Source organism: Streptomyces flavofungini (genome assembly GCF_041028215.1).
Classification (GTDB): Bacteria; Actinomycetota; Actinomycetes; order Streptomycetales; family Streptomycetaceae; genus Streptomyces; species Streptomyces flavofungini_B.
Window position 1 is genome coordinate 1 of sequence record NZ_JASKYR010000038.1, and the last position, 22870, is coordinate 22870.

A 22870-nucleotide genomic window follows, 5' to 3' on the forward strand; every position below is an offset into this window, starting at 1 on the left:
CAGGCGTAGGCGTACATCGAGGAGAGCTTGGGGGGGGGGGGGGGGGGGGGGGGGGGGGGGGGGGGGGGGGGGGGGGGGGGGGGGGGGGGGGGGGGGGGGGGGGGGGGGGGGGGGGGGGGGGGGGGGGGGGGGGGGGGGGGGGGGGGGGGGGGGGGGGGGGGGGGGGGGGGGGGGGGGGGGGGGGGGGGGGGGGGGGGGGGGGGGGGGGGGGGGGGGGGGGGGGGGGGGGGGGGGGGGGGGGGGTAGTACGTGGTCTTCAGGCCGCGCTGCCAGGCGTAGGCGTACATCGAGGAGAGCTTGCCGATGGTCGGCGTCTCCAGGAACAGGTTGAGCGACTGCGCCTGGTCGAGGAACGGGGTGCGGTCGGCGGCCATGTCGATGAGGCCGCGCTGCGGGATCTCCCACGCGGTGCGGTACAGCGTGCGCACGTCCTCGGGGATCCAGCTGAAGCCCTGCACCGAGCCGCTGGCCTCGCGCAGCGCCTCGCGGGTCTGCGCGTCCCAGACGCCGAGCCGCTTCAGCTCCTCGACCAAATAGGCGTTGACCTGGAGGAACTCACCGCTGAGCGTCTCGCGCTTGAAGAGGTTGGAGACCTGCGGCTCGATGCACTCATAGACACCGGCGATGGACGCGATGGTCGCGGTCGGCGCGATGGCGAGGAGCAGCGAGTTGCGCATGCCGGTCTTCGCGATACGGGCCCGCAGGGCCGCCCAGCGCTCCGGCCAGGCGAGCTCGACGCCGTAGTGGTCGGGGTGCAGGACGCCGCGCGCGGTGCGGGTCTTCTCCCACGCGGGCAGCGGCCCGTTCCGCTCGGCGAGGTCGGCGGAGGCCTCGTACGCGGCGAGCATGATGCGCTCGGCGATACGGGTGGAGAGCGCACGCGCCTCGGGGGAGTCGAAGGGAAGCTTGAGCTGGAAGAAGACGTCCTGGAGGCCCATCGCGCCGAGCCCGACGGGCCGCCACTTGGCGTTGGAGCGCCCGGCCTGCTCGGTCGGGTAGAAGTTGATGTCGACGACGCGGTCGAGGAAGGTGACGGCCGTACGGACGGTCTCGTCCAGCCGGTCCCAGGCGACGTCGCCGGACTCGCGGTCCACGAAGGCGCCGAGGTTCACCGAGCCGAGGTTGCAGACGGCCGTCTCGCCGTCGTCGGTGACCTCCAGGATCTCGGTGCAGAGGTTGGAGGAGTGCACGGTGTGGCCGGGCTCCGCCGTCTGGTTGGCGGTGCGGTTGGCGGCGTCCTTGAACGTCATCCAGCCGTTGCCGGTCTGCGCGAGCGTGCGCATCATGCGGCCGTACAGCTCACGCGCGGGCATCGCCTTCCTGGCGAGCCCGGCGGCCTCGGCCGCGCGGTAGGCGGCGTCGAACTCCTCGCCCCACAGGTCGACGAGCTCGGGCACGTCGGCGGGGGAGAACAGCGACCACTCCTGGTCGGCGGCGACCCGGCGCATGAACTCGTCCGGGATCCAGTGCGCGAGGTTGAGGTTGTGCGTGCGGCGCGCGTCCTCACCGGTGTTGTCGCGCAGCTCCAGGAACTCCTCGATGTCGGAGTGCCAGGTCTCCAGGTAGACCGCGGCGGCGCCCTTGCGGCGGCCGCCCTGGTTCACGGCGGCGACCGAGGCGTCCAGGGTCTTCAGGAACGGCACGATGCCGTTGGAGTGCCCGTTCGTGCCGCGGATCAGCGAACCCCGGGAGCGGATGCGGGAGTAGGAGAGTCCGATGCCGCCCGCGTGCTTGGAGAGGCGCGCGACCTGGTGGTAGCGGTCGTAGATGGAGTCCAGCTCGTCCAGGGGCGAGTCGAGGAGGTAGCAGGAGGACATCTGCGGGTGCCGGGTGCCCGAGTTGAAGAGCGTCGGCGACGACGGCAGGTAGTCCAGGCGATTCATCAGGCCGTACAGCGCGGCGACCTCGTCGAGGGCCCGCGCGCTGTCGTCCTCGGCGAGGCCGCAGGCCACCCGGAGCATGAAGTGCTGCGGGGTCTCGATGACCTGCCGGGTGAGGGGGTGGCGCAGCAGATAGCGGCTGTGCAGGGTGCGCAGGCCGAAGTAGCCGAAGCGGAAGTCGGCGCCGTCCGCGAGCGCGGCGTCCACCAGCGCGTCGAGCCGGTCGGCGTGCTCCGTCACGAAGGACGCCGTGCGGTCGGCGATCAGGCCCTCGCGGTGGCCCACCGCGATGGAGCCGGTGAAGGAGCGCACGCCCTGCGTCGCCGCTTCCTCGCGGATGCCGATCGAGAGCAGCCTGGCCGCCAGCCTGGAGTACTCCGGGTCCTCGGAGATGAGCCCCGCGGCGGCCTCGGTGGCCAGCTCCCGCAGCTCCGTCTCGTCGGCACGGGCCGAGCGGCCCCGCAGCGCCGCGGCGGCGACCCGGCCGGGGTCGGCGTCGGGGAGGTCGGCGGTGAGGTCGGTCAGGGTGCGCAGCAGCGCGGCTCCCGGTCCTTCGGTTCCTTCGGCACCCTCGGCGGTCGGCGGCTTGGTCGCTGACGCTGGTTCGGCAGGCGCGATGGTCACGTGGGGCACTCCCTCGCTCGGCTCTGGGCCAGGGGAGGGAAAGGGCACACGGGTACACGCGCGCGGGGCGGTGCACCACGTCCACCGGCCCACTCCACGAGGCCCGGACGGTCGGCACCCGGGCCGGACGGCACGGGTGCGCTGCCGGCAGGTCTTCGGACTCCGCGTACGCCAAATGCGTACACGTCCACCGTTGCGGGACAGTTCCGGACTTGCACCGGATTCCCCTGCGGCGACAGCGAGCACGAGCATACATCTTGTGCTGGCTCTGGGTGACAGCCCCACATCTTGTGTCGGAGAGTACGAGAACGGGCCGCCGGAATCTTCCGGCGGCCCGCACGATGTACACGGGGAGGGGTCAGTGCCCGCCCGGCGCCCCCACCGTGGCCGGGGGCAGTTCCTCGACGACGCCGGGGTCGCCCGCGTCCGCGGTGTAGTCCTCGGGCGAGGTCTCGTCGATGCCGTCGGGGGCGTTCACGGCCTTCAGGACGAAGGTGAGGACGACCGTCACGATGACGTTCAGGACGAACGCGGTGAGACCGATGTAGCCGATCTCGCCGATGCCGGGGATCTCGTCGGAGGAGCCGCCGAAGTGCTTCTGCGTCGGCGAGGCGACCCCGTACGCGGCGAGCGTGCCGTAGAGCATGCCGACCGCCCATCCGGCGAGCAGCGCCCAGCGGTGGAACCAGCGGGTGAAGAGACCGCCGACCAGCGCGGGCATCGTCTGGAGGATCCAGATGCCGCCAAGCAGCTGGAAGTTGATCGCGACGGTCTTGTCCATGGTGAGGACGAAGGCGAGCGCGCCCACCTTCACCAGGAGCGAGACCAGCTTGGAGACCTTGGTCTCCTGCTCGGGCGTCGCGTCCGGCTTGAGGAAGTCCTTGTAGATGTTGCGGGTGAAAAGGTTCGCGGCGGCGATGGACATGATGGCGGCGGGGACGAGCGCGCCGATGCCGATCGCCGCGAACGCGACGCCCGTGAACCAGTCGGGGAACATGTTCTCGAAGAGCTGCGGGATCGCGAGCTGCCCGTTCTCCACCTTGACCCCGGCCGCGATCGCCATGAAACCGAGCAGGGCGAGCAGCCCGAGCATCAGCGAGTACAGCGGCAGGATCGTGGTGTTGCGGCGGATCACGTCGCGGCTCTTGGAGGAGAGCGTCGCCGTGATCGAGTGCGGGTACATGAAGAGCGCGAGCGCGGAGCCGAGGGCCAGCGTGGCGTAGGTCCACTGCCCCGCCTCACCCGGCGCGAGACCCGCGACGGGCTTGCCCGCGGCGTCGTTGACGGCGGAGAACTTGGCGTCGGCCGCCCGGAAGATCTCGTCGAAGCCGCCCAGCTTGATCGGGATGTAGATGATCGCCACCGCGATCACCAGGTAGATCAGGCCGTCCTTCACGAACGCGATCAGGGCCGGGGCGCGCAGACCCGAGGAGTACGTGTACGCGGCGAGCACCGCGAAGGCGATCAGGAGCGGCAGGTCCTTGATGAACCAGTTGGTGTCGGGTCCGCCGCCGACGCCCATCACGTCGAGCACCGCCTGGATGCCGACGAGCTGGAGCGCGATGTACGGCATCGTGGCGAGGATGCCGGTGACGGCGACCGCCAGGGAGAGCCCCTTGGAGCCGAAGCGCCCGCGCACGAAGTCCGAGGTCGTCACGTAGCCGTGCTTGTGCGAGACCGACCAGAGCCGCGGCAGGAAGGTGAAGATCAGCGGGTAGACGAGGATCGTGTACGGCACCGCGAAGAACCCGGCCGCGCCCGCCGCGTAGATCGCCGCGGGGACGGCGACGAAGGTGTACGCGGTGTAGAGGTCGCCGCCGAGCAGGAACCAGGTGACCCAGGTGCCGAACGAGCGTCCGCCGAGGCCCCATTCGTCGAGGCTGTGCTCGTTCTCGGCCTTGCGCCAGCGGGCGGCGAGGAAGCCCATGACGGTGACCGCGACGAAGAAGAAGATGAAGACGGCGAGTGCGACGCCGTTGACACCGCCGGTGCCGGCTGCGAGGACGTTCATCGGCCCGCACCCCCCTGAACCTGCTCGGCCTTGCGGGCGCGCTGGTCACACTGCCACAGCTTGTAGGCGATCATCGTGAGCGCCGTGGAGATGACGACCCACAGCATCTGGTACCAGTAGAAGAACGGGATGCCGATGAAGGCCGGGTCGACCTTCGCGTAGGAGCTCACCCAGAGCATCGCCACGAACGGCGCGACAAGGCAGACGGCGATGACCACGCGGACCGGCGTGACCACCGGTCTGTTCACTTCAGGCGCATCTGACATATCGCGGCTCCGTTCCCTCACTTATCCCATGCTTAACGTGCGGGAAATCTAAGCGAGAGTCTCGCGCTTTGGAACCCCTGTCCGGATAACGGACGGGACTCGAACCGCGACGTGCCTGTTCAGCAGCAGTGGAAGCCCTGTCGGGGGTCCGACTCCTGCCGCTGTGTCCGCATCCGCTCGAACTCCCCGCGGTCGGGCACGGCGGCGGCCGGATGCTCCTTGCGCAGGTGCGCCACATACCGCTCGTACGCCGACTCGCCGGTGAGTTCGCGGACGTACCACCGGATCCAGCGCAGGGCGCGCAGCAGCAGCGCGGTCATGGGCGGGCCGCCGGTTCCTTCAGCCGCCGGGCCTCCGCCTTCTCCTCGCGGGTCGGGAAGAGCCCGGCCGGGGCGGTGGTCCTCGACTCCACGTACGGCGCCTCGCTCAGCCGGGAGGCCAGGGGATCGCGGATGTGCCGGACGCAGATCCGGGCCGCGTCCAGGATCACCACGACGATGAGCAGGGCGAGGACCGCCGAGATCACCCCGTCCACCGTGGAGTTGGTGACGACCGTGTGCATGTCGTCCATGGACTTGGCGGGTGGCAGGACCTTGCCCGCCTCGATGGCGTCCTGGTAGTCGGAGCGCTGCTGGAAGAAGCCCACGCGGGGGTCGCTGGAGAACACCTTCTGCCAGCTCGCGGTGAGCGTCACCGTGGCGTCCCAGGCGAGCGGTATCCCGGTGATCCACGCCCACTTCAGGCGTCCCGACTTCACGAGCAGCGTGGTGCAGACGGCGAGGGCGACGGCGGCGAGGAGCTGGTTGGCGATGCCGAAGATCGGGAAGAGCTGGTTGATCCCGCCGAGCGGCTCGTGCACGCCGACCCAGAGGAAGTAGCCCCACAGGCCGGTGACGGCGGCGCTGGTCAGGACGAGGCCCGGCTTCCAGCTGACGTTCCTGAACGGCTTGTACACATTGCCGAGCATGTCCTGGAGCATGAAGCGGCCCACGCGCGTGCCCGCGTCGAGCGCGGTCAGGATGAACAGCGCCTCGAACATGATCGCGAAGTGATACCAGAAGGCCCGCATCGAGCCGCCGGTGACCTTGGAGAAGATCTCGGAGACACCGATCGCCAGCGTGGGCGCGCCGCCCGTGCGCGAGAGCAGCGAGTTCTCCTCGACCTGCTGGGCGGCGCGGGCGAGGTCGGCGGGCGAGATGGAGTACCCGAAGTTCGCGACCGCCTTCGACGCCTCCTGGACGGTGTCGCCGACGACGCCCGCGGGCGCGTTCATCGCGAAGTACAGCCCGGGGTCGATGATCGACGCGGCGACGAGCGCCATGATCGCGACGGCCGACTCCATCAGCATGGAGCCGTAGCCGATCATCCGGACCTGCGTCTCCTTCTGGATCATCTTCGGCGTCGTGCCCGAGGAGATCAGCGCGTGGAAGCCGGAGAGCGCACCGCAGGCGATGGTGATGAAGACGAAGGGGAAGAGCGAGCCCGCGAAGACGGGGCCGTCGCCCCGCGAGGCGAAGTCGGTCACCGGGTCCATCTTCAGCGTCGGCAGGGTGAGCACCACGCCGAGGGCGAGCAGCAGGATGGTGCCGATCTTCATGAAGGTCGAGAGGTAGTCGCGCGGCGCGAGCAGCATCCACACCGGCAGGATCGAGGCGATGAATCCGTACGCGACCAGCCAGATCACCAGGGTCGATGGCGCGAGCGTGAAGGTGCCGGCGAGCGAGGACTCCGCGACCCAGCGTCCCGCGACCAGTGCGAGCAGCAGCAGCGCGATGCCGATGAGGGAGACCTCGCTGACCCGGCCGGGGCGCAGGACCCGCAGGTAGAAGCCCATGAACAGGGCGATCGGGACGGTCATCGCGATGGAGAAGGTGCCCCACGGCGACTCGGCGAGCGCGTTGACGATCACCAGCGCGAGCACCCCGAGCAGGATGATCATGATGGCGAAGGCGGCGAGCAGCGCGGCGGCCCCGCCGAACGGGCCGATCTCCTCGCGCGCCATCTGCCCGAGCGACTTGCCGTCCCGCCGGGTGGAGAAGAACAGCACGACCATGTCCTGCACGGCCCCGGCGAAGATCACGCCGACGATGATCCAGATGGTGCCGGGCAGATACCCCATCTGTGCGGCGAGGACCGGTCCGACCAGCGGCCCCGCCCCCGCGATCGCCGCGAAGTGGTGGCCGAGCAGGACGCGGCGGTCGGTCGGGTGGAAGTCGATGCCGTTGTCGAGCCGCTCGGCGGGCGTCGCCCGCGTCCCGTCGACCTTCAGGACCTTGTACGCGACGAACTTGGAGTAGAAGCGGTACGCGATGGCGTACGAGCCGAGGGCCGCCGCCACCATCCAGGCGGCCGACACCTCCTCGTCGCGCGCCAGCGCGAGGACGCTCCAGCCCGCGGCGCCGACCAGCGCGACGAGGCTCCAGACGACGATGGATCGGGGATTCGCTGTGCGCACCGGGCCGCCCTCCCGTTCATCCCTGCGATGACGTCAGGAACGTAGGGCAGTGGCGTGGTCCGCGCCAGGGTGCGTACGCAAGTTGCGCCGGGGGAGTGCGGGACGACGGCGGTCGTGAGCGCTCAGTCCGCCGGCCGCTTCAGGCGGGCCACGAACTTGTAGCGGTCGCCGCGGTAGACCGAGCGCACCCACTCCACGGGGCGGCCCCCGCCGTCCAGGGAGTGCCGGGAGAGCAGCAGCATCGGCAGGCCGACGTCGGTGCCGAGCAGGCCCGCCTCGCGCGGGGTGGCCAGCGAGGTCTCGATGGTCTCCTCGGCCTCGGCGAGGTGCACGTCGTAGACCTCGGCGAGCGCGGTGTAGAGCGAGGTGTACTTGACCAGGGAGCGGCGCAGCGCGGGGAAGCGCTTGGCGGAGAGGTGCGTGGTCTCTATGGCCATCGCCTCGCCGTTGGCCAGCCGGAGCCGTTCGATGCGCAGGACCCGGCTGCCCGCGCTGATGTCGAGCAGCCCGGCCAGGGTGTCGTCGGCGGTGATGTAGCCGATGTCCAGGAGCTGCGAGGTCGGCTCAAGGCCCTGGGCGCGCATGTCCTCGGTGTACGAGGTGAGCTGGAGGGCCTGCGACACCTTGGGCTTGGCGACGAAGGTGCCCTTGCCCTGGATGCGCTCAAGGCGGCCCTCGACGACCAGCTCCTGGAGGGCCTGGCGGACCGTCGTGCGCGAGGTGTCGAACTCGGCGGCGAGCGTGCGCTCAGGGGGGACGGGCGTGCCGGGCGGCAGCGTCTCCGTCATGTCCAGGAGGTGGCGCTTGAGGCGGTAGTACTTCGGCACGCGCGCGGTGCGGCCGACGCTCGGGGCGCTCGCGATGTCCGTCGCCGCGGGCGCGCCCGCGTCCGTCCTGGTGCTGCCCGCCTCGGTGCCCATGGTCCGCCCACCCGTCTCCCGGTCGCCGCTCTTCAGCGACTGGTTCGGCTCCTGTGCTGCTGCCGTCACCGGCTCCTCCGTCTGTCGCGGCTCACATCGTGGCACGGTACGGCCCTGGGTCCCCCTGCTCGAACGAAAGTCGCCCGAACGAAAGTCACCCGACGAAAAGTCGAGGTGCGGAGGGGGATCCCGGCTCCTCAGGTGTCGGTCCGATAACGGACGTGACAGCCCTTCTTATACACCCTTGACACCCCAATAGGTCTAGGCCAAGCTCCCCGTACTGGTCTACACCATTAAAGACCAGGTTCCAGTCCCACGGGCAGATCTCGGTCCATTCGGTCGCTGCGGGTGGGGGGTTGACTGGCATCCCTTGAGGAGGATGACGTGAATCGCAAGCTCATGGCGGCCATCGGTGTCGCGGGCATGTTGGTCTCGGTCGCGGCGTGCGGCGGCGACGGCGACGACAACAAGGCCGGGGGGGCCGACGGCTTCAAGGGCGAGACGCTGACGCTCTGGGCGATGGACGGCTCGACGCCCGACCAGTGGCAGAAGGACGTCACGGCCGCCTTCGAGAAGAAGACCGGCGCGAAGCTGAAGTTCGAGGTCCAGCAGTGGAACGGCATCCAGCAGAAGCTGACCACCGCCCTCTCCGAGGAGAACCCGCCGGACGTCTTCGAGATTGGCAACACCCAGACGGCGGCCTACGCCAAGACGGGCGGCCTCGCCGAACTCGGTGACCTCAAGGAGTCCATCGGCGCCGACTGGACCGAGTCGATGAACAAGGCCTCGGTCATCGACGGCAAGCAGTACGCCGCCCCGTGGTTCGTCCTGAACCGCGTCGTGGTCTACAACAAGAAGATCTGGGCCGACGCCGGCATCAAGGAGCTTCCGAAGACCCGCGCCGAGTTCCTCAAGGACCTCAAGCAGATCGGCGAGAAGACCGACGCCGAGCCGATCTACCTGCCCGGCCAGAACTGGTACCACTTCGTCGGCCTGACCATCGGTGAGGGCGCCGAGCTGGTCAAGAAGGACGGCGACAAGTACGTCTCCAACCTGGGTGACCCGAAGGTCGCCAAGGCCATGAAGACCTACAAGCAGTTCGCGGACCTCTCCAAGGCCCCCAAGAACAAGGACGAGGCCACCCCGCAGCAGGCCGAGGTCTTCGCCAAGGGCAAGACCGGCGCCTTCATCGGCATGAGCTGGGAAGCCCCCACCGCCGTCAAGGCCAACCCGAAGATCGAGAAGGACATCGGCTTCTTCACGATCCCCGGTGAGACGGCCGACAAGCCCGAGGGCGTCTTCCTCGGCGGCTCGAACCTCGCCATCGCCGCGACCAGCAAGAAGCAGGAGCTCGCCAAGGAGTTCCTCAAGATCGCGCTGTCCGACAAGTTCGAGGGCCAGTTCGCCAAGGAAGGCGGCACGATCCCGAACAAGAAGGCCCTGGAGTCCAACCTCAAGGGCAACCCGGCCGCCGAGGCCGCCGCTCCCGCCGCCGCCGGCGGTGGCACCACCCCGCTGATCCCGGAGTGGGGCGCGGTGGAGAACCCGCCGAACCCGATCAAGAACTACATGACCGCGGTGCTCAACGGTAAGTCCCCCGCGGCGGCCGCCAAGCAGGTCGAGGGCGAGCTCAACAAGCGCCTGTCGCAGAAGCAGTAAGAACGCCCCACTTGCCGGGGGCGGCGGGTGATGTGCCCCCGCCGCCCCCGGCACACCTCTGCTTACCGCGATGCCCACGAAAGAGATGGCGAGCATGACCGTGCAGAAGACCGAACGGCCGCCCTCCGGCCCGACGGAGGTGCAGACACCGGCAGGCGGGCCTCGACCGGGTGCCCCGCGCAAGGAGCCCGGGCGTCTCGCCGGGCTGGCGCCCTATCTGCTCCTTGCCCCCGCGATCGTCGCCACCCTGCTGCTGCTCGGCTGGCCTCTGGTCAACAACGGGATCCTGTCGTTCCAGAACCTCAACATGAGGCAGTTCATCCTCCATCTCACGGAGTGGAACGGGTTCGACAACTACAAGGAGGTCCTCACCGGCGAGGACTTCTGGCGGGTCACCGGACGCTCGGTCGTCTTCACCGCCGCCAACGTCGTCCTGATCATGGTGCTCGGCACCCTGGTCGGACTGCTCCTCGCCCGGCTCGGCCGGAAGATGCGCACGCTGCTCATGGTCGGACTCGTGCTCGCCTGGGCGATGCCGGTCGTCGCCTCGACCACCGTCTACCAGTGGCTGTTCGCCCAGCGCTTCGGCGTCGTCAACTGGGTGCTCGCCAAGATCGGCTTCGAGTCGATGGCCGACCACGACTGGCTTGCCTCGCAGTACTCGACCTTCTTCGTGGTCCTGCTGCTCATCGTCTGGCAGTCGATCCCCTTCGTGGCGATCAACCTCTACGCGGCCACGACCACCATCCCCAAGGAGCTGTACGAGGCCGCCTCGCTCGACGGCGCCGGCGCCCGGAAGCAGTTCACCTCGGTGACGATGCCGTACCTGCGGCCCTTCCTCTACGCCACGACGTTCCTGGAGATCATCTGGGTCTTCAAGGCGTTCGTCCAGGTCTTCACCCTCAACGAGGGCGGCCCGGACCGGCTCACCGAGATCCTGCCCGTCTACGCCTACATCGAGGGCATGGGCAACCAGCACTTCGGCATGGGCGCGGCCATCGCGCTGCTGACCATCGTCATCCTGCTGGCCATCACCTCGTACTACCTGCGGATCGTGCTCAAGCAAGAGGAGGACGAGCTGTGAAGCGCTCGCTGCTCGGCCGGATCTGGCCCAACCTGACCGCCGTCGTCCTCACCCTCTTCTTCGTCTTCCCCGTCTACTGGATGTTCGCGACGGCCTTCAAGCCGACCGGCGACATCATCAGCGAGAACCCCGTCTGGTTCCCGACGGACGCCACGTTCGAGCACTTCAGGACGGCGATGGACGCCGACCACTTCTGGACCATGGTCGGCAACTCGATCACCGTCACGGTCCTCGCCGTCGTCTTCTCGCTGATCATCGGCGTGACCGCGGCGTTCGCCCTGGCCCGGATGCGGTTCAAGGGGCGGCGCGGCTTCATCGTCGGCTTCATGCTGGCGCAGATGGCGCCCTGGGAAGTCATGGTCATCGCGATCTACATCATCGTGCGCGACGCGGACATGCTGAACAGCCTGATCCCGCTCACCCTGTTCTACATGGTGATGATCCTGCCCTTCACCCTCCTCACGCTGCGCGGCTTCGTCGCCGCCGTGCCCAAGGAGCTGGAGGAGTCCGCCATGGTCGACGGCTGCACCCGTATGCAGGCCTTCCGCCGGGTCATCCTGCCGCTGCTCGCGCCGGGCCTGATGTCCACCTCGCTCTTCGGCTTCATCACCGCCTGGAACGAGTTCCCGCTGGCCCTCGTGCTCAACAAGGAGGCGGAGGCCAAGACCCTCCCGATCTGGCTGTCCAGCTTCCAGACCGCCTTCGGCGACGACTGGGGCGCCACCATGGCCGCGGCCTCGCTCTTCGCCATCCCGATCCTCATCCTCTTCGTCTTCCTGCAGCGCAGGGCCGTCAGCGGCCTGACCGACGGCGCAGTGAAGGGATAGCTCTGCACATGACGACACTCACGCACGCCGGTGACACCCTCACCCGCAACGCCCTCGCCGTCCTCCAGCCCGGCTTCGACGGCACCGCCACCGTGCCGGACTGGGTACGCCACCGGATCGACGAGGGCCTCGCCTCCGTCAGCCTCTTCGGCCGCAACGTGCGGACCGCCGAGCAGGTCACCGCGCTCACCGCACAGCTGCGCGCCCAACGCGACGACCTCCTGATCGCCATCGACGAGGAGAGCGGCGACGTCACCCGCCTTGAGGTGCGCACCGGCTCCTCCTACCCGGGCAACCACGCGCTCGGCGCCGTCGACGACACGGCGCTGACCCGCGAGGTCGCCGCCGACCTCGGCCGCCGTCTCGCCGCCTGCGGCATCAACTTCAACTGGGCGCCCTCGGCCGACGTCAACGCCAACCCCGACAACCCGGTCATCGGCGTACGCTCCTTCGGCGCCGACCCCGAGCTCGTCGCCCGGCACACCGCCGCCTACGTCGAGGGCATGCAGTCCTCCGGCGTCGCCACCTCGGCCAAGCACTTCCCCGGGCACGGCGACACGGCGATCGACTCGCACCACTCCGTGCCGGTCATCGACGTCGACAGGGACGTCCTGAACTCCCGTGACCTCGCGCCCTTCCGCGCGGCGCTCGCGGCGGGCACCCGGGCCGTGATGAGCGCCCACGTCCTGGCCCCGGCCCTGGACCCGGACAACCCCGGAACGCTCTCCCGCCGCATCCTCACCGGCCTGCTCCGCGAGGAGTTCGGCTACGAGGGGCTCATCGTCACCGACGGCATGGACATGCAGGCCATCGCGGGCACCTACGGCTTCGAGCGCGGCTGCGTCCTCGCCATCGCCGCGGGCGCCGACGCGATCTGCACGGGCGGCGGCCCCTCGGACGAGGGGACCGTGCTGCGGCTGCGGGACGCCTTCGTCGCGGCGGTGCGCTCGGGCGAGCTGCCCGAGGAGCGCCTGGCCGAGGCGGCCGAGCGCGTGCGCGCCCTCGCGGGCTGGACCGCGTCGGCGGAGGTGTCGGGCGCGGCCGGTCGTTCGGGGGGCGCGCCCGACACCGGGATCGGCCTGGTGGCGGCCCGCCGCGCGCTGACGGTCACCCGCGGTGAGACCTACGCCGCGCCGCTCACCGCGGCGCCCTACGTAGCCACCTTCAGTCCGCTGCCGAACATCGCGGTCGGCGACGAGACCCCGTGGGGCGTCACCGCGGAGCTGGAGCGCAGGCTGCCCGGGACCCGCTCCGGCACCTTCTCCGGCGGCACGGCGGGCGCCGACGCCCTCGCCGACGCGGGGGACCGGCGCATCGTGGCGGTCGTCCGTGACGCCCACCGCCACGCCTGGATGTCCGCGGCCCTGACCACCCTGCTCGCCGCCCGCCCCGACACGATCGTGGTCGAGATGGGCGTACCGCAGTCCGCCCCGGTCGGCGCCCTGCACATCGCGACGCGCGGTGCGGCGCGGGTGTGCGGCGAGGCGGCGGCGGAGGTCCTCACCGCGAGCTGACCCACCCGGTACGCAGCAGGGGCGCCTCCCGGCCGGGAGGCGCCCCTACGCGCGTGCGGTGCCGCTCACCGGGCTTACAGGCCTTGCCAGTCGGGCTTGTTGGCGTAGGTGTGCCGGAAGTAGTCGGCGAGCTTCAGCTTCGAGGCGGCGGCCTCGTCCACGACGACCGTGGCGTGCGGGTGCAGCTGAAGGGCGGAGGCGGGGACCACCGAGGCGACGGGACCCTCGACCGTCGCGGCCACGGCGTCGGCCTTGCCCTCACCCGTGGCGAGCAGCACCAGGTGGCGCGCCTCCAGGATGGTGCCGATGCCCTGCGTGATCACGTGGTGCGGGACCTGCTCGATGTCCCCGTCGAAGAAGCGCGCGTTGTCCACCCGCGTCTGCTCCGTCAGCGTCTTGATCCGCGTACGCGAGGCGAGGGACGAGCACGGTTCGTTGAACCCGATGTGACCGTCGGTGCCGATCCCGAGGAGCTGGAGATCGACGCCACCGGCCTCGGCTAGCGCCTTGTCGTACTGCACGCACGCCGACTGCACGTCCTTGGCGCTGCCGTTCGGGCCCATGAAGGCGTCCTCGCTCAGCCCGAGCGGCTCGACGACCTCGCGCAGCACGACGGAGCGGTACGACTCGGGGTGCCCCGGGGGCAGCCCCACGTACTCGTCGAGCTGGCAGATACGCGCGCGCGAGGCGTCCACCTCACCGGCGGCGACCTTGGCGGCCAGCGCCTGGTAGATGGGCAGCGGGGTGGATCCGGTGGCGACACCGAGCAGGGCGTCAGGCTTACGGCGCACCAGGGCGGCCATGGCCTCCGCGATGAGCTCGCCGCCTGCCGTGGCGTCCGGGACGATGACAACTTCCACGCTGGGCCTGCCGATCTGGAGAGGGGCTCTGTGAAGGTGGTACGGAAGGGTGGTATAGACCAATCTAGCAGAGCTGGGCCGCCGGGGGGTGGACTGACGGAGAAGGGAACATGACCCCGAGGGGTGCGCATCTCGGAGGAAGAGACGAGAACAAAGATCTGCCCACGCGTAGACATCGGAGAATGGTCTAGTCCACAATGCGAGGGTAAAGCCTCCGCTCTCCCCGCACAGGAGGGCGGACCGAGGAACCGGCGCTCTCTGCCCTGACCGCGCCGGGTCCTCCCGATCGGCCGTCCAGTACCGCACATTCTGGCGGCCGATGCACCTGAAGAGCTGCGGTGCCGTGGGCGGGTTGAGGGTCCCGCCCTGGCGCCGCGGCTCGACGGGAGCCGCCGGCCGCGAAAGGTACGCTCGCACTCGTGCCCTCCATGAACGACCTCGTACGCCAGCACACCGCTCTCGGTGACTCCGACCTCGAGTGGCTGCACCTGCTGGTCTCGGAGTGGCAGCTGCTCTCCGACCTCTCCTTCGCCGACCTGGTGCTCTGGGTTCCCACCCGGGACGGCACCCGCTATGTCTCGGTGGCGCAGATGCGGCCCAACACGGGCCCCACCTCCTACCAGGACGACATGGTCGGCCACCTCGTCCCGCGCGGCAGGCGCCCCCTCCTGGACGCGGCCCTCGACGAGGGCCGCATCGTCCGCGAGGGCGACCCCGAGTGGCGCGAGGAGGTCCCGGTCCGGGTGGAGTCCATTCCCGTACGGCGGGAGGGGCGCGTCCTGGGAGTGATCGCCCGCAACACCAACCTGCTGACGGTCCGCACGCCGTCACGCCTTGAGCTGACCTACCTCCAGTCGGCCTCCGACCTGGCACAGATGATCGCCGCCGGATCGTTTCCCTTCCCCGGGCAGCAGGTGGACATGGACGCGTCGCCGCGGGTGGGGGACGGTCTGCTCCGGCTCGACGCCGACGGCATCGTCCAGTACGCCTCGCCGAACGCGCTCTCCGCCTACCACCGCCTCGGCCTCGCCGCCGACCTGGTCGGCCACCACCTGGGCCGGGCCACCGCCGAACTCGCTCCCTCGCGCGGACCGGTGGACGAGGCCCTGGCCAAGGTCGCGAGCGGCTGGGCGCCGCGCGAGTTCGAGATCGAGGGCGGCGACGGGGTGATCCAGCTCCGCGCGATCCCGCTCAAGCCCAAGGGGCCGCGCATCGGTTCCCTCGTACTCCTGCGCGACGTCACCGAACTCCGCCGCCGGGAGCGGGAGTTGATCACCAAGGACGCGACCATCCGGGAGATCCACCACCGGGTCAAGAACAATCTCCAGACGGTCGCCGCGCTGCTGCGCCTCCAGGCCCGCCGCATCGACTCGGCCAAGGGCAGGGAGGCGCTGGAGGAGGCGGTGCGCCGGGTGGGCTCCATCGCGATCGTCCACGAGACGCTCTCGCAGAACCTCGACGAGCGCGTGGAGTTCGACGAGATCGCCGACCGGGTCCTCGCGATGGTCGCCGAGATCTCGCCCGGCAAGGTCACGGGCCGGCGCACCGGGCGCTTCGGCATCCTCGACGCGGAGGTGGCGACACCGCTGTCGATGGTCCTCACGGAGATCCTCCAGAACGCCCTGGAGCACGGGTTCCGGGAGGGGGACACCGGCACGGTCGAGGTCTCGGCGGTGCGCGGCGGCACGAGCAAGGACGTACGGCTGCTGATCACCGTCCAGGACGACGGCGTCGGTCTGCCGGACGACTTCGACCCGCACCGCTCCGGCAACCTCGGCCTCCAGATCGTCCGCACCCTCGTGGAGGGGGAGCTCGGCGGCGGCTTCGACATGGTCCGCGCCCCCGAGCGCGGCACCCGGGTCGTCCTCGACGTCCCGATCCGCGGCGACAAGTAGTAGCGCGTCCCCTCGCCCGCTGCCCGCTGCCCGCGCGAGTGGTGCGAAAGCCACGGTGGGGCGCGAAGGCCACGGCACAGCAGTGAGCCCCGGACCGAAGTGGTCCGGGGCTCACTGCTCACGTTGCGATGCGCATCGGGGGTACTGCGCGGCTGCGGCTCGGGGGCGGGAGATGCGTACGCGCTGTACGCGCCGCCAAGCTCAGGCTCGTCGGGGGTGTGGGCGTCAGGCGCTGGCCTGGCGTGCACGGTTGCGAGCGGCGCGGCGCTTCATTGCGCGGCGCTCGTCCTCGCTGAGGCCACCCCAGACGCCGGAGTCCTGGCCGGACTCAAGCGCCCACTGCAGGCACTGCTCCATGACGGGGCAGCGGCGGCAGACGGCCTTGGCTTCCTCGATCTGCAGCAGCGCAGGACCGGTGTTGCCGATGGGGAAGAAGAGCTCGGGGTCTTCCTCGCGGCAAACGGCGTTGTGACGCCAGTCCATGGCTGCTACCTCTCCTTGGTATTACATTCAGGTTGCTTGTGAATGTGAACGCTTTCACGAATCCCTCGACACAGGAAGGGCCGACGCCCAGTTGCCTGGTGTGGACCTGTAAAGGAGGAGGGGTTCTGGCTATCTGTGGGGCCGATGTTGCGGGCCGTCCCGATCGCCATGTAGAGATTCGCAAACCTCGGCGGCGGATACAACCCCTTCCGGAAAGTTTTTTTTGATTCCTCTGTGTCGACTGGGTCACAGCCGTACTTCCATGGGGTGGATCCTGGTCTAAACGTTCGAGTGAAAGGACTTTCGGCCCTTCTACTCACACAATCACACGCAGTGCACGGCGAACGCCTGTGAACGTCACGCTCGTACGCAGCCCCAAGTGGTCACCGTCCATTTGAAGGGGCAGTGGAACCTTTGAATGCAAGGTGAAGTCCGTGAGGTCGTGGAGCGTGACCGCGTGCTTACCGTGCGGTCCGCGCTCGGGCGTCGACGTCAGGAGCTGCGTGCCGTAACGGGCCACCGCGGCCGTCGAGAGCCGCTTCAGACCGAGGACGTCAAGAGCGGTGTCGAAGGACGCCCGCGGGGACGCGTACAGCGGACGATTGCCCAGGTAGGAGTAGGGCGAGGTGTTGCAGACTATCGACATCACCAGGTCCGTCACCGGGTCCTCGCCGGGCCGCTCAAGGGTGATCATGCCGCGGCGCCGGTGGGGCTCGTCGAGGAACTGCCGCAGCACCTGGCGGACGTACAGCGCATGGGTGGAGCGCCTGCCGAGCTCACGCTGCTGTTCGACCCGGCCGACCACGCCGCCGTCGAAACCGAGACCGGCGCAGAACGTGAACCAGCGCGAGGGCACCGCCTCGTCCTCCGTGCCCGGCGTGCCGCCCGCGATGCCGAGGCCCACCGTGCGCTCGCTGCCCTCGCGCAGCGCGTCGAGCAGGGCGCCGGTGGCCTCCACGGCGTCGTTCGGCAGGCCGAGGGCGCGCGCGAAGACGTTGGTGGAGCCGCCGGGGACGACGGCGAGGCGGGGGAGGTGGTCCGGGTCGGGTCCGTGGTGCAGCAGTCCGTTGACGACTTCGTTGACGGTGCCGTCGCCACCGAGAGCGACGACCAGCTCGATGTCCTTGCTCTCCGCGGCCTGCCTGCCGAGGTCTCTGGCGTGACCCCGGTACTCCGTCGTCACCGCGTCGAGCTTCATCTCGCTCGCCAGTGCGTGAACCAGGACGTCACGCGTACGCGCACTGGTGGTGGTTGCCGCCGGGTTGACCACGAGAAGTGCACGCATGCTCAGCAGGGTACCTAGCCCCCACCGGGCGGCCCAGACCGAGGTGCCGGCGCACGGGCGCCCAGAGCTACCCTGCTGGAGTGAGTACTGAGCGGAAGACCACCCCCGAAGCCCCGGAGCCGGCCGTGCCGGGTCCGCGTCCCGGGCGGCTCACCGCCGCCGCGGCCCTGTCCGCGCTGGAGGGCCTCGCCCTGGTCGCCGGGGGTGTGTACATGCTCGTGATGGGGCTCGCGGGATCGCCCGACAATCCGCGGCAGGCGGAGACCGGCGGCATCACGCTGATCGTCCTCGCCCTGCTGCCGCTGCTCGCCGCGCGCGGGCTGCTCAAGCTGCGCCGGTGGAGCCGCGGGCCCGCGATCATCACGCAGATCATGGCGCTGCCGGTGGCCTGGCAGCTCCTCCAGGCCGACAGCGCCGCGATCCCCGCGGGCATCGCCCTCGCGGCCGTGGCGGTCGCCTCGCTCGTGCTGCTCGTCCATCCGGCGACGACCGAGGCCCTGGGCATCCGGGGCCCCGGCGGCGTGCGGGACCAGAAGTAGCCCCGCACCTCACTGCCGGGCCCGCGCCCGGCTCACTCCCCGGCCGCCCGGCTCACTCCTCGACGAGGAGCTTCTCGCGGAGCTGGGCCAGGGTCCGGGCCAGCAGGCGCGAGACGTGCATCTGCGAGATGCCGACCTCCTGTGCGATCTGCGACTGCGTCATGTTCCCGAAGAAGCGGAGCAGCAGGATGCGCTTCTCGCGCGGCGGCAGGTCCTCCAGGAGCGGCTTGAGCGACTCGCGGTACTCGACGCCCTCCAGGGCCTCGTCCTCAGCGCCCAGGGTGTCCGCGACGGCCGGTGACTCGTCGTCCGTGTCGGGGACGTCCAGGGACAGCGTGGAGTAGGCGTTCGCCGACTCCAGGCCCTCCAGGACCTCCTCCTCGGAGATGGCCAGCTTCTCCGCGAGCTCGTGCACGGTGGGGGAGCGGCCGTGCATCTGGGACAGCTCGGCCGTCGCCGTGGTGAGCGACAGGCGCAGCTCCTGGAGGCGCCGCGGGACGCGGACCGCCCACCCCTTGTCGCGGAAGTGCCGCTTGATCTCGCCGACGACCGTCGGGGTCGCGTACGTCGAGAACTCCACGCCGCGCTCCGGGTCGAACCGGTCGACGGACTTGATCAGGCCGATCGTGGCGACCTGGGTCAGGTCGTCGAGCGGCTCGCCGCGGTTGCGGAAGCGGCGGGCCAGGTGCTCGACGAGCGGCAGGTGCATGCGGACGAGCTGGTTGCGCAGCTCCGCGTACTCCCGACTGCTGTTCTCCAGGGCGCGCAGCTCGACGAACATCGCGCGTGCGCTGCTCCGGTCCCGAGGATCGTGCCGGCTGTGCTCGTGCTCGCTCATGTTTCCCGCCCGTCGCCCGCCGCCCCGGCCGGAGAGCTGCTCGAACTCGTCCCTGGCGGTCGGCTCTGCCTGCTCCGACACATCGGCCACCGTCAGCGGACCCGACTGCTCGGGGTCCTCCGGGTGCGGTTTTGCCTGCTGCTCGGGGATTCCGGTGGTCATACGGCGCACCCCCTCCCTGCCGTCGACGGGCAGACTCTGTGTGCCGCGCTCTTCGTCCCGCACCGGCCCGTCTCCGTTCACGCCGGCCCGGGTCCCGCGCCGCGCTTCTTGTAGAGGCTGATAGAGACGGTGTTGTCCTCGGCGACGGTGGAGTCCACCTGGCCCGCCAGGGCCGACAGCACAGTCCAGGCGAAGGTGTCCCGCTCCGGGGCCCGGCCGTCGGTCGTGGGCGCCGAGACCGTCACCTCCAACGAGTCGTCGACGAGCCGGAAGACGCAGCTGAGCACCGAGCCGGGCACGGCCTGCTGCAAGAGGATCGCGCAGGCCTCGTCGACCGCGATGCGGAGGTCCTCGATCTCGTCGAGAGTGAAGTCCAAACGCGCCGCGAGGCCGGCCGTCGCCGTCCGCAGCACCGACAGGTAGGCACCCGCAGCCGGAAGGCGGACCTCCACGAAGTCCTGATTTCCGGGCTCGCCTGCGATCTGGGACACCCTCACCTCCAAGGTGGTACAAGCACTTTCGGGGCTCCGGCCACCGTCGGCGGTGGTCCGGCCTGCGTCACACGGGTGACGCACCACGTAGTTCTGCGGTGACGCTACCGCGATCCCCAGCTCCGTGTCCCGGGGACCCCGCCCCGATGCTGTCACTCATAGTAAGCATATGAGTACGCACAGTGGCTAGGGGTTCGGCGGGCGCAATTGGAAAGAACGGGTGCCGGGTTGAAGTACCCAGGCGTCAGACGATCGAACCGTCCACGAAGCACCAGCGCCAGCTCTCGCCGGGCTCGAAGGTCCTCATCACTGCGTGTGAGGTCTCCCTGAAGTGAGCCGTCGCGTGCTGGAACGGCGACGAGTCGCAGCAGCCCACGTGCCCGCACTCCAGGCAGAGCCGCAGCTGGACGGGGTGGGTGCCGGCCGCACGGCACTCCAGGCACGTGTCGCTCAGGGGGGACACCTCGGGGTGGGGCAGCGCGGCGACGTGCGGGCACTCGTTCATGATTGCCAGGTTACGTCGGGAAAGCGGAAGGCGGAGGGGTCTGCCGATGGATGTACTGCCCCTGGTGGCATTGGTCGCGGCGAGCGCCGTGGTGGCGGGGGCCGCGCGCAGGACGCCGGTACCGGCACCGCTGCTCCTGGTCGGTGCGGGGCTCGTCGCCGCGTACGTGCCCGGAGTGCCCGACTACCACCTCGACCCGCACGTCGTGCTGCCGCTGATCCTGCCGCCGCTGCTGCACACGGCCGCCCTGGAGAGCTCCTACCTGGACCTGCGCGCCAACCTCAGACCCGTCGCGCTGCTCTCCGTCGGCTATGTGCTGTTCGCCACCGTGGCCGTCGGCTGGCTCGCCTACCTGCTCATCCCCGACCTGCCGCTGACCGCCGCGCTCGTGCTCGGCGCCGTGATCGCGCCGCCGGACGCCGTCGCGGCGACCGCCATCGCGCGCAGGGTCGGCCTGCCGTCCAGGATCACCACCATCCTCCAGGGCGAGTCCCTGGTGAACGACGCGACCGCGATCACCGCCTACAAGGTCGCCCTCGCGGCGGCCGTCGGCGAGGGTGCGAGCTGGTCGGGCGGTGTCCGGGAGTTCCTCATGGCCGCGGTCGGCGGGGTCGGCGTGGGGCTGATCCTGATGGTGCCGATCCACTGGCTGCGCACGCACCTCAAGGAGGCGATGCTCCAGAACACGCTGTCGCTGCTCATCCCCTTCGTCGCGTACGCCGCCGCCGAGCAGGTGGGTGCCTCCGGAGTGCTCGCCGTGGTCGTCGTCGCCCTCTACCTCGGGCACCGCTCCTGGCAGGTCGACTTCGAGACGCGGCTCCAGGAGGCCGCGGTGTGGCGGGTGGTCGCCTTCATCCTGGAGTCCGCGGTCTTCGCGCTCATCGGCCTGCAACTGCCCGTCGTGCTCAAGGGGCTCGGCGAGTACAGCGTCGGCCAGGCCGCCTGGTACGCCGTCGGCGTCTTCGTCTTCGTCGTGGTGATCCGCTTCGTGTGGTCCTATCCGGCGACCTATCTGCCGCGCGCCCTCTCGAAGCGGATCAGGGCGCGCGAGGACGACCTGGACTGGCGCAGGCCGCTCATCGTGAGCTGGGCGGGGATGCGGGGCGTGGTCTCGCTGGCGATCGCCTTCTCGATCCCGCTCGTGATGGACGACGGGGAGCCCTTCCCCGCGCGCAACCTTGTCCTGTTCCTGACCTTCACCACGGTCATCGGCACGCTCGTCGTGCAGGGACTCTCGCTGCCGGGGCTGATCCGTGTCCTGAAACTGCCGGGCCGGGACAGCCAGACCCAGACGCTCGCCGAGGCGCAGGCGCAGAACGCCGCCTCACAAGCCGCGGAGGAGCGGGTGCGGGAACTCATGGAGGATGAGCGCAACTGCCTCCCACAGCCCCTCCAGGACCGTCTGAGCACCGTTCTGGAGCGCCGCCGCAACTCCGTGTGGGAGCGGCTCGGCCAGCCCAACCCCGTGACGGGCGAGTCGGCGGACGACACCTACCGCCGTCTGGCGCGCGAGGCGATCGCCGCGGAGCGCGAGGTCTTCGTGCGGATGCGGGACGAGCGGCGCATCGACGACGAGATGATGCGGACGCTGCTGCGCAAGCTCGACCTGGAGGAGGCGGCCGTCCACCGCGAGGTGGACGAGTAGCCCCGCCCGCGCGGCTCAGGCCGGGTCCCGCCCGGTGCCGGTGATGACCGCGGTCAGCCGGGTGCCGGGCGGGAAGGCGCCCTCTTCGGTGAGGGCGGTCAGGGCGTGCAGGAGCTTGGCGACGTAGATCCGCTCCACGGCGAGACCCGTCGCCGAGCCGTGCCGCTGCTCGAAGTCCGCGGCGAAGGCGAGCAGTTCGGGGGGCGTACGGGCGTAGCCCCCGCAGTGGAAGCGCTCGTCCAGGCTCCAGTTGGCGGTCGGCGCGCCGAGCGCCCGCTCCTGGAGCGCCCGTATCTCCGGGCCGAGGAAGCCGCCCCTGAGCACCGGTATGCCAAGGGCCCGCCGCTCGGGGCCGAGCCCCGCGGCGAGGCCCGCGAGGGTGCCGCCGGTGCCGCAGGCCACGGCCGCCACGTCGGTGTGCCCGCGCAGCTCGTCGCCGAGCGCGGCGCAGCCCCGGACGGCCAGGGCGTTGCTGCCGCCCTCGGGGATCACGTAGGCGTCGCGCGCGTCCGTCGCACGCAGGATCGCCTCCAGCGTCGCGGGCTCGCCCTTCGCGCGGTACGTGGGCCGGTCCACGAAGTGCAGCCGCATGCCGTCGGCCGCGCAGCGGGCCAGAGAGGGGTTCAAGGGGCGCCCGGCGAGCTCGTCGCCGCGTACGACGCCGATGGTGGTGAAGCCGAGGAGGCGGCCGGCGGCGGCCGTGGCGCGCAGGTGGTTGGAGTAGGCGCCGCCGAAGGTGAGCAGGGTGCCGTGCCCGGCGTCGGCGGCGGCCGACAGGTTGAGGACCAGCTTGCGGTACTTGTTGCCCGGCAGGTCCGGGTGGATCAGGTCGTCCCGCTTGAGCAGCAGCGTGACGCCGTGGCGCTCGAAGCGGTCGTCCGCCACCCGCTGGAGCGGGGACGGCAGCAGGGGGCGCGGGGCCGCGGG

At 70.3% G+C, this 22870-nt stretch carries 20 protein-coding genes and 1 riboswitch; of the genes, 7 read left to right on the forward strand and 13 right to left on the reverse strand.

What is annotated here, in order from left to right:
* From AB8Z36_RS04870 to AB8Z36_RS04895, 6 genes are all read right to left on the reverse strand, one after another.
* On the reverse strand, positions 1-2504 hold a 2504-nt coding region (locus AB8Z36_RS04870; protein ID WP_369211914.1), incomplete at its 3' end, for a ribonucleoside-diphosphate reductase subunit alpha.
* A 129-nt stretch (positions 2505-2633) separates the two neighbouring features.
* Positions 2634-2756: riboswitch (cobalamin riboswitch) on the reverse strand.
* A gap of 106 nt (positions 2757-2862) precedes the next feature.
* Positions 2863-4515 carry a monocarboxylate uptake permease MctP gene (mctP, locus tag AB8Z36_RS04875; protein WP_369211915.1) on the reverse strand — a complete coding sequence of 551 codons (1653 nt, stop codon included), beginning with the start codon at positions 4513-4515 and terminating at the stop codon, positions 2863-2865.
* On the reverse strand, positions 4512-4781 hold the full coding sequence (locus AB8Z36_RS04880) for a DUF3311 domain-containing protein (protein WP_369211916.1): 270 nt from the start codon (positions 4779-4781) through the stop codon (positions 4512-4514). The genes mctP and AB8Z36_RS04880 overlap by 4 nt, the downstream gene beginning before the upstream one ends.
* 119 nt (positions 4782-4900) lie before the next feature.
* On the reverse strand, positions 4901-5101 hold the full coding sequence (locus AB8Z36_RS04885) for a YbdD/YjiX family protein (RefSeq protein ID WP_369211917.1): 201 nt from the start codon (positions 5099-5101) through the stop codon (positions 4901-4903).
* Positions 5098-7236 carry a carbon starvation CstA family protein gene (locus AB8Z36_RS04890; RefSeq protein WP_369211918.1) on the reverse strand — a complete coding sequence of 713 codons (2139 nt, stop codon included), beginning with the start codon at positions 7234-7236 and terminating at the stop codon, positions 5098-5100. The genes AB8Z36_RS04885 and AB8Z36_RS04890 overlap by 4 nt, the downstream gene beginning before the upstream one ends.
* A gap of 122 nt (positions 7237-7358) precedes the next feature.
* Positions 7359-8156 (reverse strand): GntR family transcriptional regulator, encoded by a 798-nt coding sequence (locus AB8Z36_RS04895; protein ID WP_369211929.1) that lies wholly within the window; start codon positions 8154-8156, stop codon positions 7359-7361.
* A 384-nt stretch (positions 8157-8540) separates the two neighbouring features.
* Between AB8Z36_RS04895 and AB8Z36_RS04900 the strand changes: the two genes are divergently transcribed.
* From AB8Z36_RS04900 to AB8Z36_RS04915, 4 genes are all read left to right on the forward strand, one after another.
* Positions 8541-9815 carry an extracellular solute-binding protein gene (locus tag AB8Z36_RS04900; RefSeq protein ID WP_369211919.1) on the forward strand — a complete coding sequence of 425 codons (1275 nt, stop codon included), beginning with the start codon at positions 8541-8543 and terminating at the stop codon, positions 9813-9815.
* Positions 9816-9909: 94 nt separating this feature from the next.
* Entirely contained in the window at positions 9910-10899 is a 990-nt protein-coding gene (locus AB8Z36_RS04905) for a carbohydrate ABC transporter permease (RefSeq protein ID WP_369211930.1), read from the forward strand.
* Positions 10896-11726, forward strand: a complete 831-nt coding sequence (locus AB8Z36_RS04910) for a carbohydrate ABC transporter permease (RefSeq protein ID WP_369211920.1) — start codon at positions 10896-10898, stop codon at positions 11724-11726. Before AB8Z36_RS04905 ends, AB8Z36_RS04910 begins: the two co-directional genes overlap by 4 nt.
* Positions 11727-11734: 8 nt before the next feature.
* Positions 11735-13240 (forward strand): glycoside hydrolase family 3 protein, encoded by a 1506-nt coding sequence (locus AB8Z36_RS04915; protein ID WP_369211921.1) that lies wholly within the window; start codon positions 11735-11737, stop codon positions 13238-13240.
* Between the two features lie 74 nt (positions 13241-13314).
* On the opposite strand, the gene nagB is transcribed toward AB8Z36_RS04915, so the two are convergent.
* Entirely contained in the window at positions 13315-14100 is a 786-nt protein-coding gene (nagB, locus tag AB8Z36_RS04920) for a glucosamine-6-phosphate deaminase (RefSeq protein ID WP_369211922.1), read from the reverse strand.
* 428 nt (positions 14101-14528) lie between these two features.
* On the opposite strand from nagB, the gene AB8Z36_RS04925 reads away from it, so the two are divergent.
* On the forward strand, positions 14529-15995 hold the full coding sequence (locus tag AB8Z36_RS04925) for a sensor histidine kinase (protein ID WP_369211931.1): 1467 nt from the start codon (positions 14529-14531) through the stop codon (positions 15993-15995).
* A gap of 225 nt (positions 15996-16220) precedes the next feature.
* Here AB8Z36_RS04925 and AB8Z36_RS04930 read toward each other — a convergent pair whose 3' ends face one another.
* Positions 16221-16478, reverse strand: coding sequence for a WhiB family transcriptional regulator (locus AB8Z36_RS04930; RefSeq protein ID WP_016639615.1), 258 nt, complete (start codon positions 16476-16478; stop codon positions 16221-16223).
* A gap of 316 nt (positions 16479-16794) precedes the next feature.
* Positions 16795-17763 (reverse strand): diacylglycerol/lipid kinase family protein, encoded by a 969-nt coding sequence (locus AB8Z36_RS04935; RefSeq protein ID WP_369211923.1) that lies wholly within the window; start codon positions 17761-17763, stop codon positions 16795-16797.
* An 80-nt stretch (positions 17764-17843) separates the two neighbouring features.
* On the opposite strand from AB8Z36_RS04935, the gene AB8Z36_RS04940 reads away from it, so the two are divergent.
* Entirely contained in the window at positions 17844-18302 is a 459-nt protein-coding gene (locus tag AB8Z36_RS04940; RefSeq protein ID WP_369211924.1) for a hypothetical protein, read from the forward strand.
* 52 nt (positions 18303-18354) lie between these two features.
* Here the strand turns inward: AB8Z36_RS04940 and AB8Z36_RS04945 are convergent, their stop codons facing one another.
* From AB8Z36_RS04945 to AB8Z36_RS04955, 3 genes are all read right to left on the reverse strand, one after another.
* Positions 18355-19491, reverse strand: a complete 1137-nt coding sequence (locus AB8Z36_RS04945) for an RNA polymerase sigma factor SigF (protein WP_440581856.1) — start codon at positions 19489-19491, stop codon at positions 18355-18357.
* The gene (locus tag AB8Z36_RS04950; protein ID WP_030780840.1) at positions 19380-19793 is read right to left on the reverse strand and encodes an anti-sigma regulatory factor; all 414 of its coding nucleotides are present in this window, start codon (positions 19791-19793) and stop codon (positions 19380-19382) included. Before AB8Z36_RS04950 ends, AB8Z36_RS04945 begins: the two co-directional genes overlap by 112 nt.
* 244 nt (positions 19794-20037) lie before the next feature.
* The gene (locus AB8Z36_RS04955; protein WP_369211926.1) at positions 20038-20298 is read right to left on the reverse strand and encodes a UBP-type zinc finger domain-containing protein; all 261 of its coding nucleotides are present in this window, start codon (positions 20296-20298) and stop codon (positions 20038-20040) included.
* Between the two features lie 46 nt (positions 20299-20344).
* On the opposite strand from AB8Z36_RS04955, the gene AB8Z36_RS04960 reads away from it, so the two are divergent.
* Positions 20345-21943: a Na+/H+ antiporter gene (locus AB8Z36_RS04960; protein ID WP_369211927.1), complete on the forward strand. Its 1599-nt coding sequence runs from the start codon at positions 20345-20347 to the stop codon at positions 21941-21943.
* 15 nt (positions 21944-21958) lie between these two features.
* Here AB8Z36_RS04960 and AB8Z36_RS04965 read toward each other — a convergent pair whose 3' ends face one another.
* A complete protein-coding gene (locus tag AB8Z36_RS04965) occupies positions 21959-22852 on the reverse strand; it encodes a 1-aminocyclopropane-1-carboxylate deaminase/D-cysteine desulfhydrase (RefSeq protein ID WP_440581857.1) in 894 nt (297 codons plus the stop codon).
* Positions 22853-22870 lie beyond the last annotated feature (18 nt).

Coding starts and splice junctions, on each gene's coding strand:
- AB8Z36_RS04895 (WP_369211929.1), bottom strand. CDS start 8,156: ATGGGCACCGAGGCGGGCAGCACCAGGACGGACGCGGGCGCGCCCGCG.
- AB8Z36_RS04885 (WP_369211917.1), bottom strand. CDS start 5,101: ATGACCGCGCTGCTGCTGCGCGCCCTGCGCTGGATCCGGTGGTACGTC.
- AB8Z36_RS04930 (WP_016639615.1), bottom strand. CDS start 16,478: ATGGACTGGCGTCACAACGCCGTTTGCCGCGAGGAAGACCCCGAGCTC.
- AB8Z36_RS04955 (WP_369211926.1), bottom strand. CDS start 20,298: ATGAACGAGTGCCCGCACGTCGCCGCGCTGCCCCACCCCGAGGTGTCC.
- AB8Z36_RS04905 (WP_369211930.1), top strand. CDS start 9,910: ATGACCGTGCAGAAGACCGAACGGCCGCCCTCCGGCCCGACGGAGGTG.
- AB8Z36_RS04880 (WP_369211916.1), bottom strand. CDS start 4,781: ATGTCAGATGCGCCTGAAGTGAACAGACCGGTGGTCACGCCGGTCCGC.
- AB8Z36_RS04960 (WP_369211927.1), top strand. CDS start 20,345: ATGGATGTACTGCCCCTGGTGGCATTGGTCGCGGCGAGCGCCGTGGTG.
- AB8Z36_RS04925 (WP_369211931.1), top strand. CDS start 14,529: ATGAACGACCTCGTACGCCAGCACACCGCTCTCGGTGACTCCGACCTC.
- AB8Z36_RS04935 (WP_369211923.1), bottom strand. CDS start 17,763: ATGCGTGCACTTCTCGTGGTCAACCCGGCGGCAACCACCACCAGTGCG.
- AB8Z36_RS04915 (WP_369211921.1), top strand. CDS start 11,735: ATGACGACACTCACGCACGCCGGTGACACCCTCACCCGCAACGCCCTC.
- mctP (WP_369211915.1), bottom strand. CDS start 4,515: ATGAACGTCCTCGCAGCCGGCACCGGCGGTGTCAACGGCGTCGCACTC.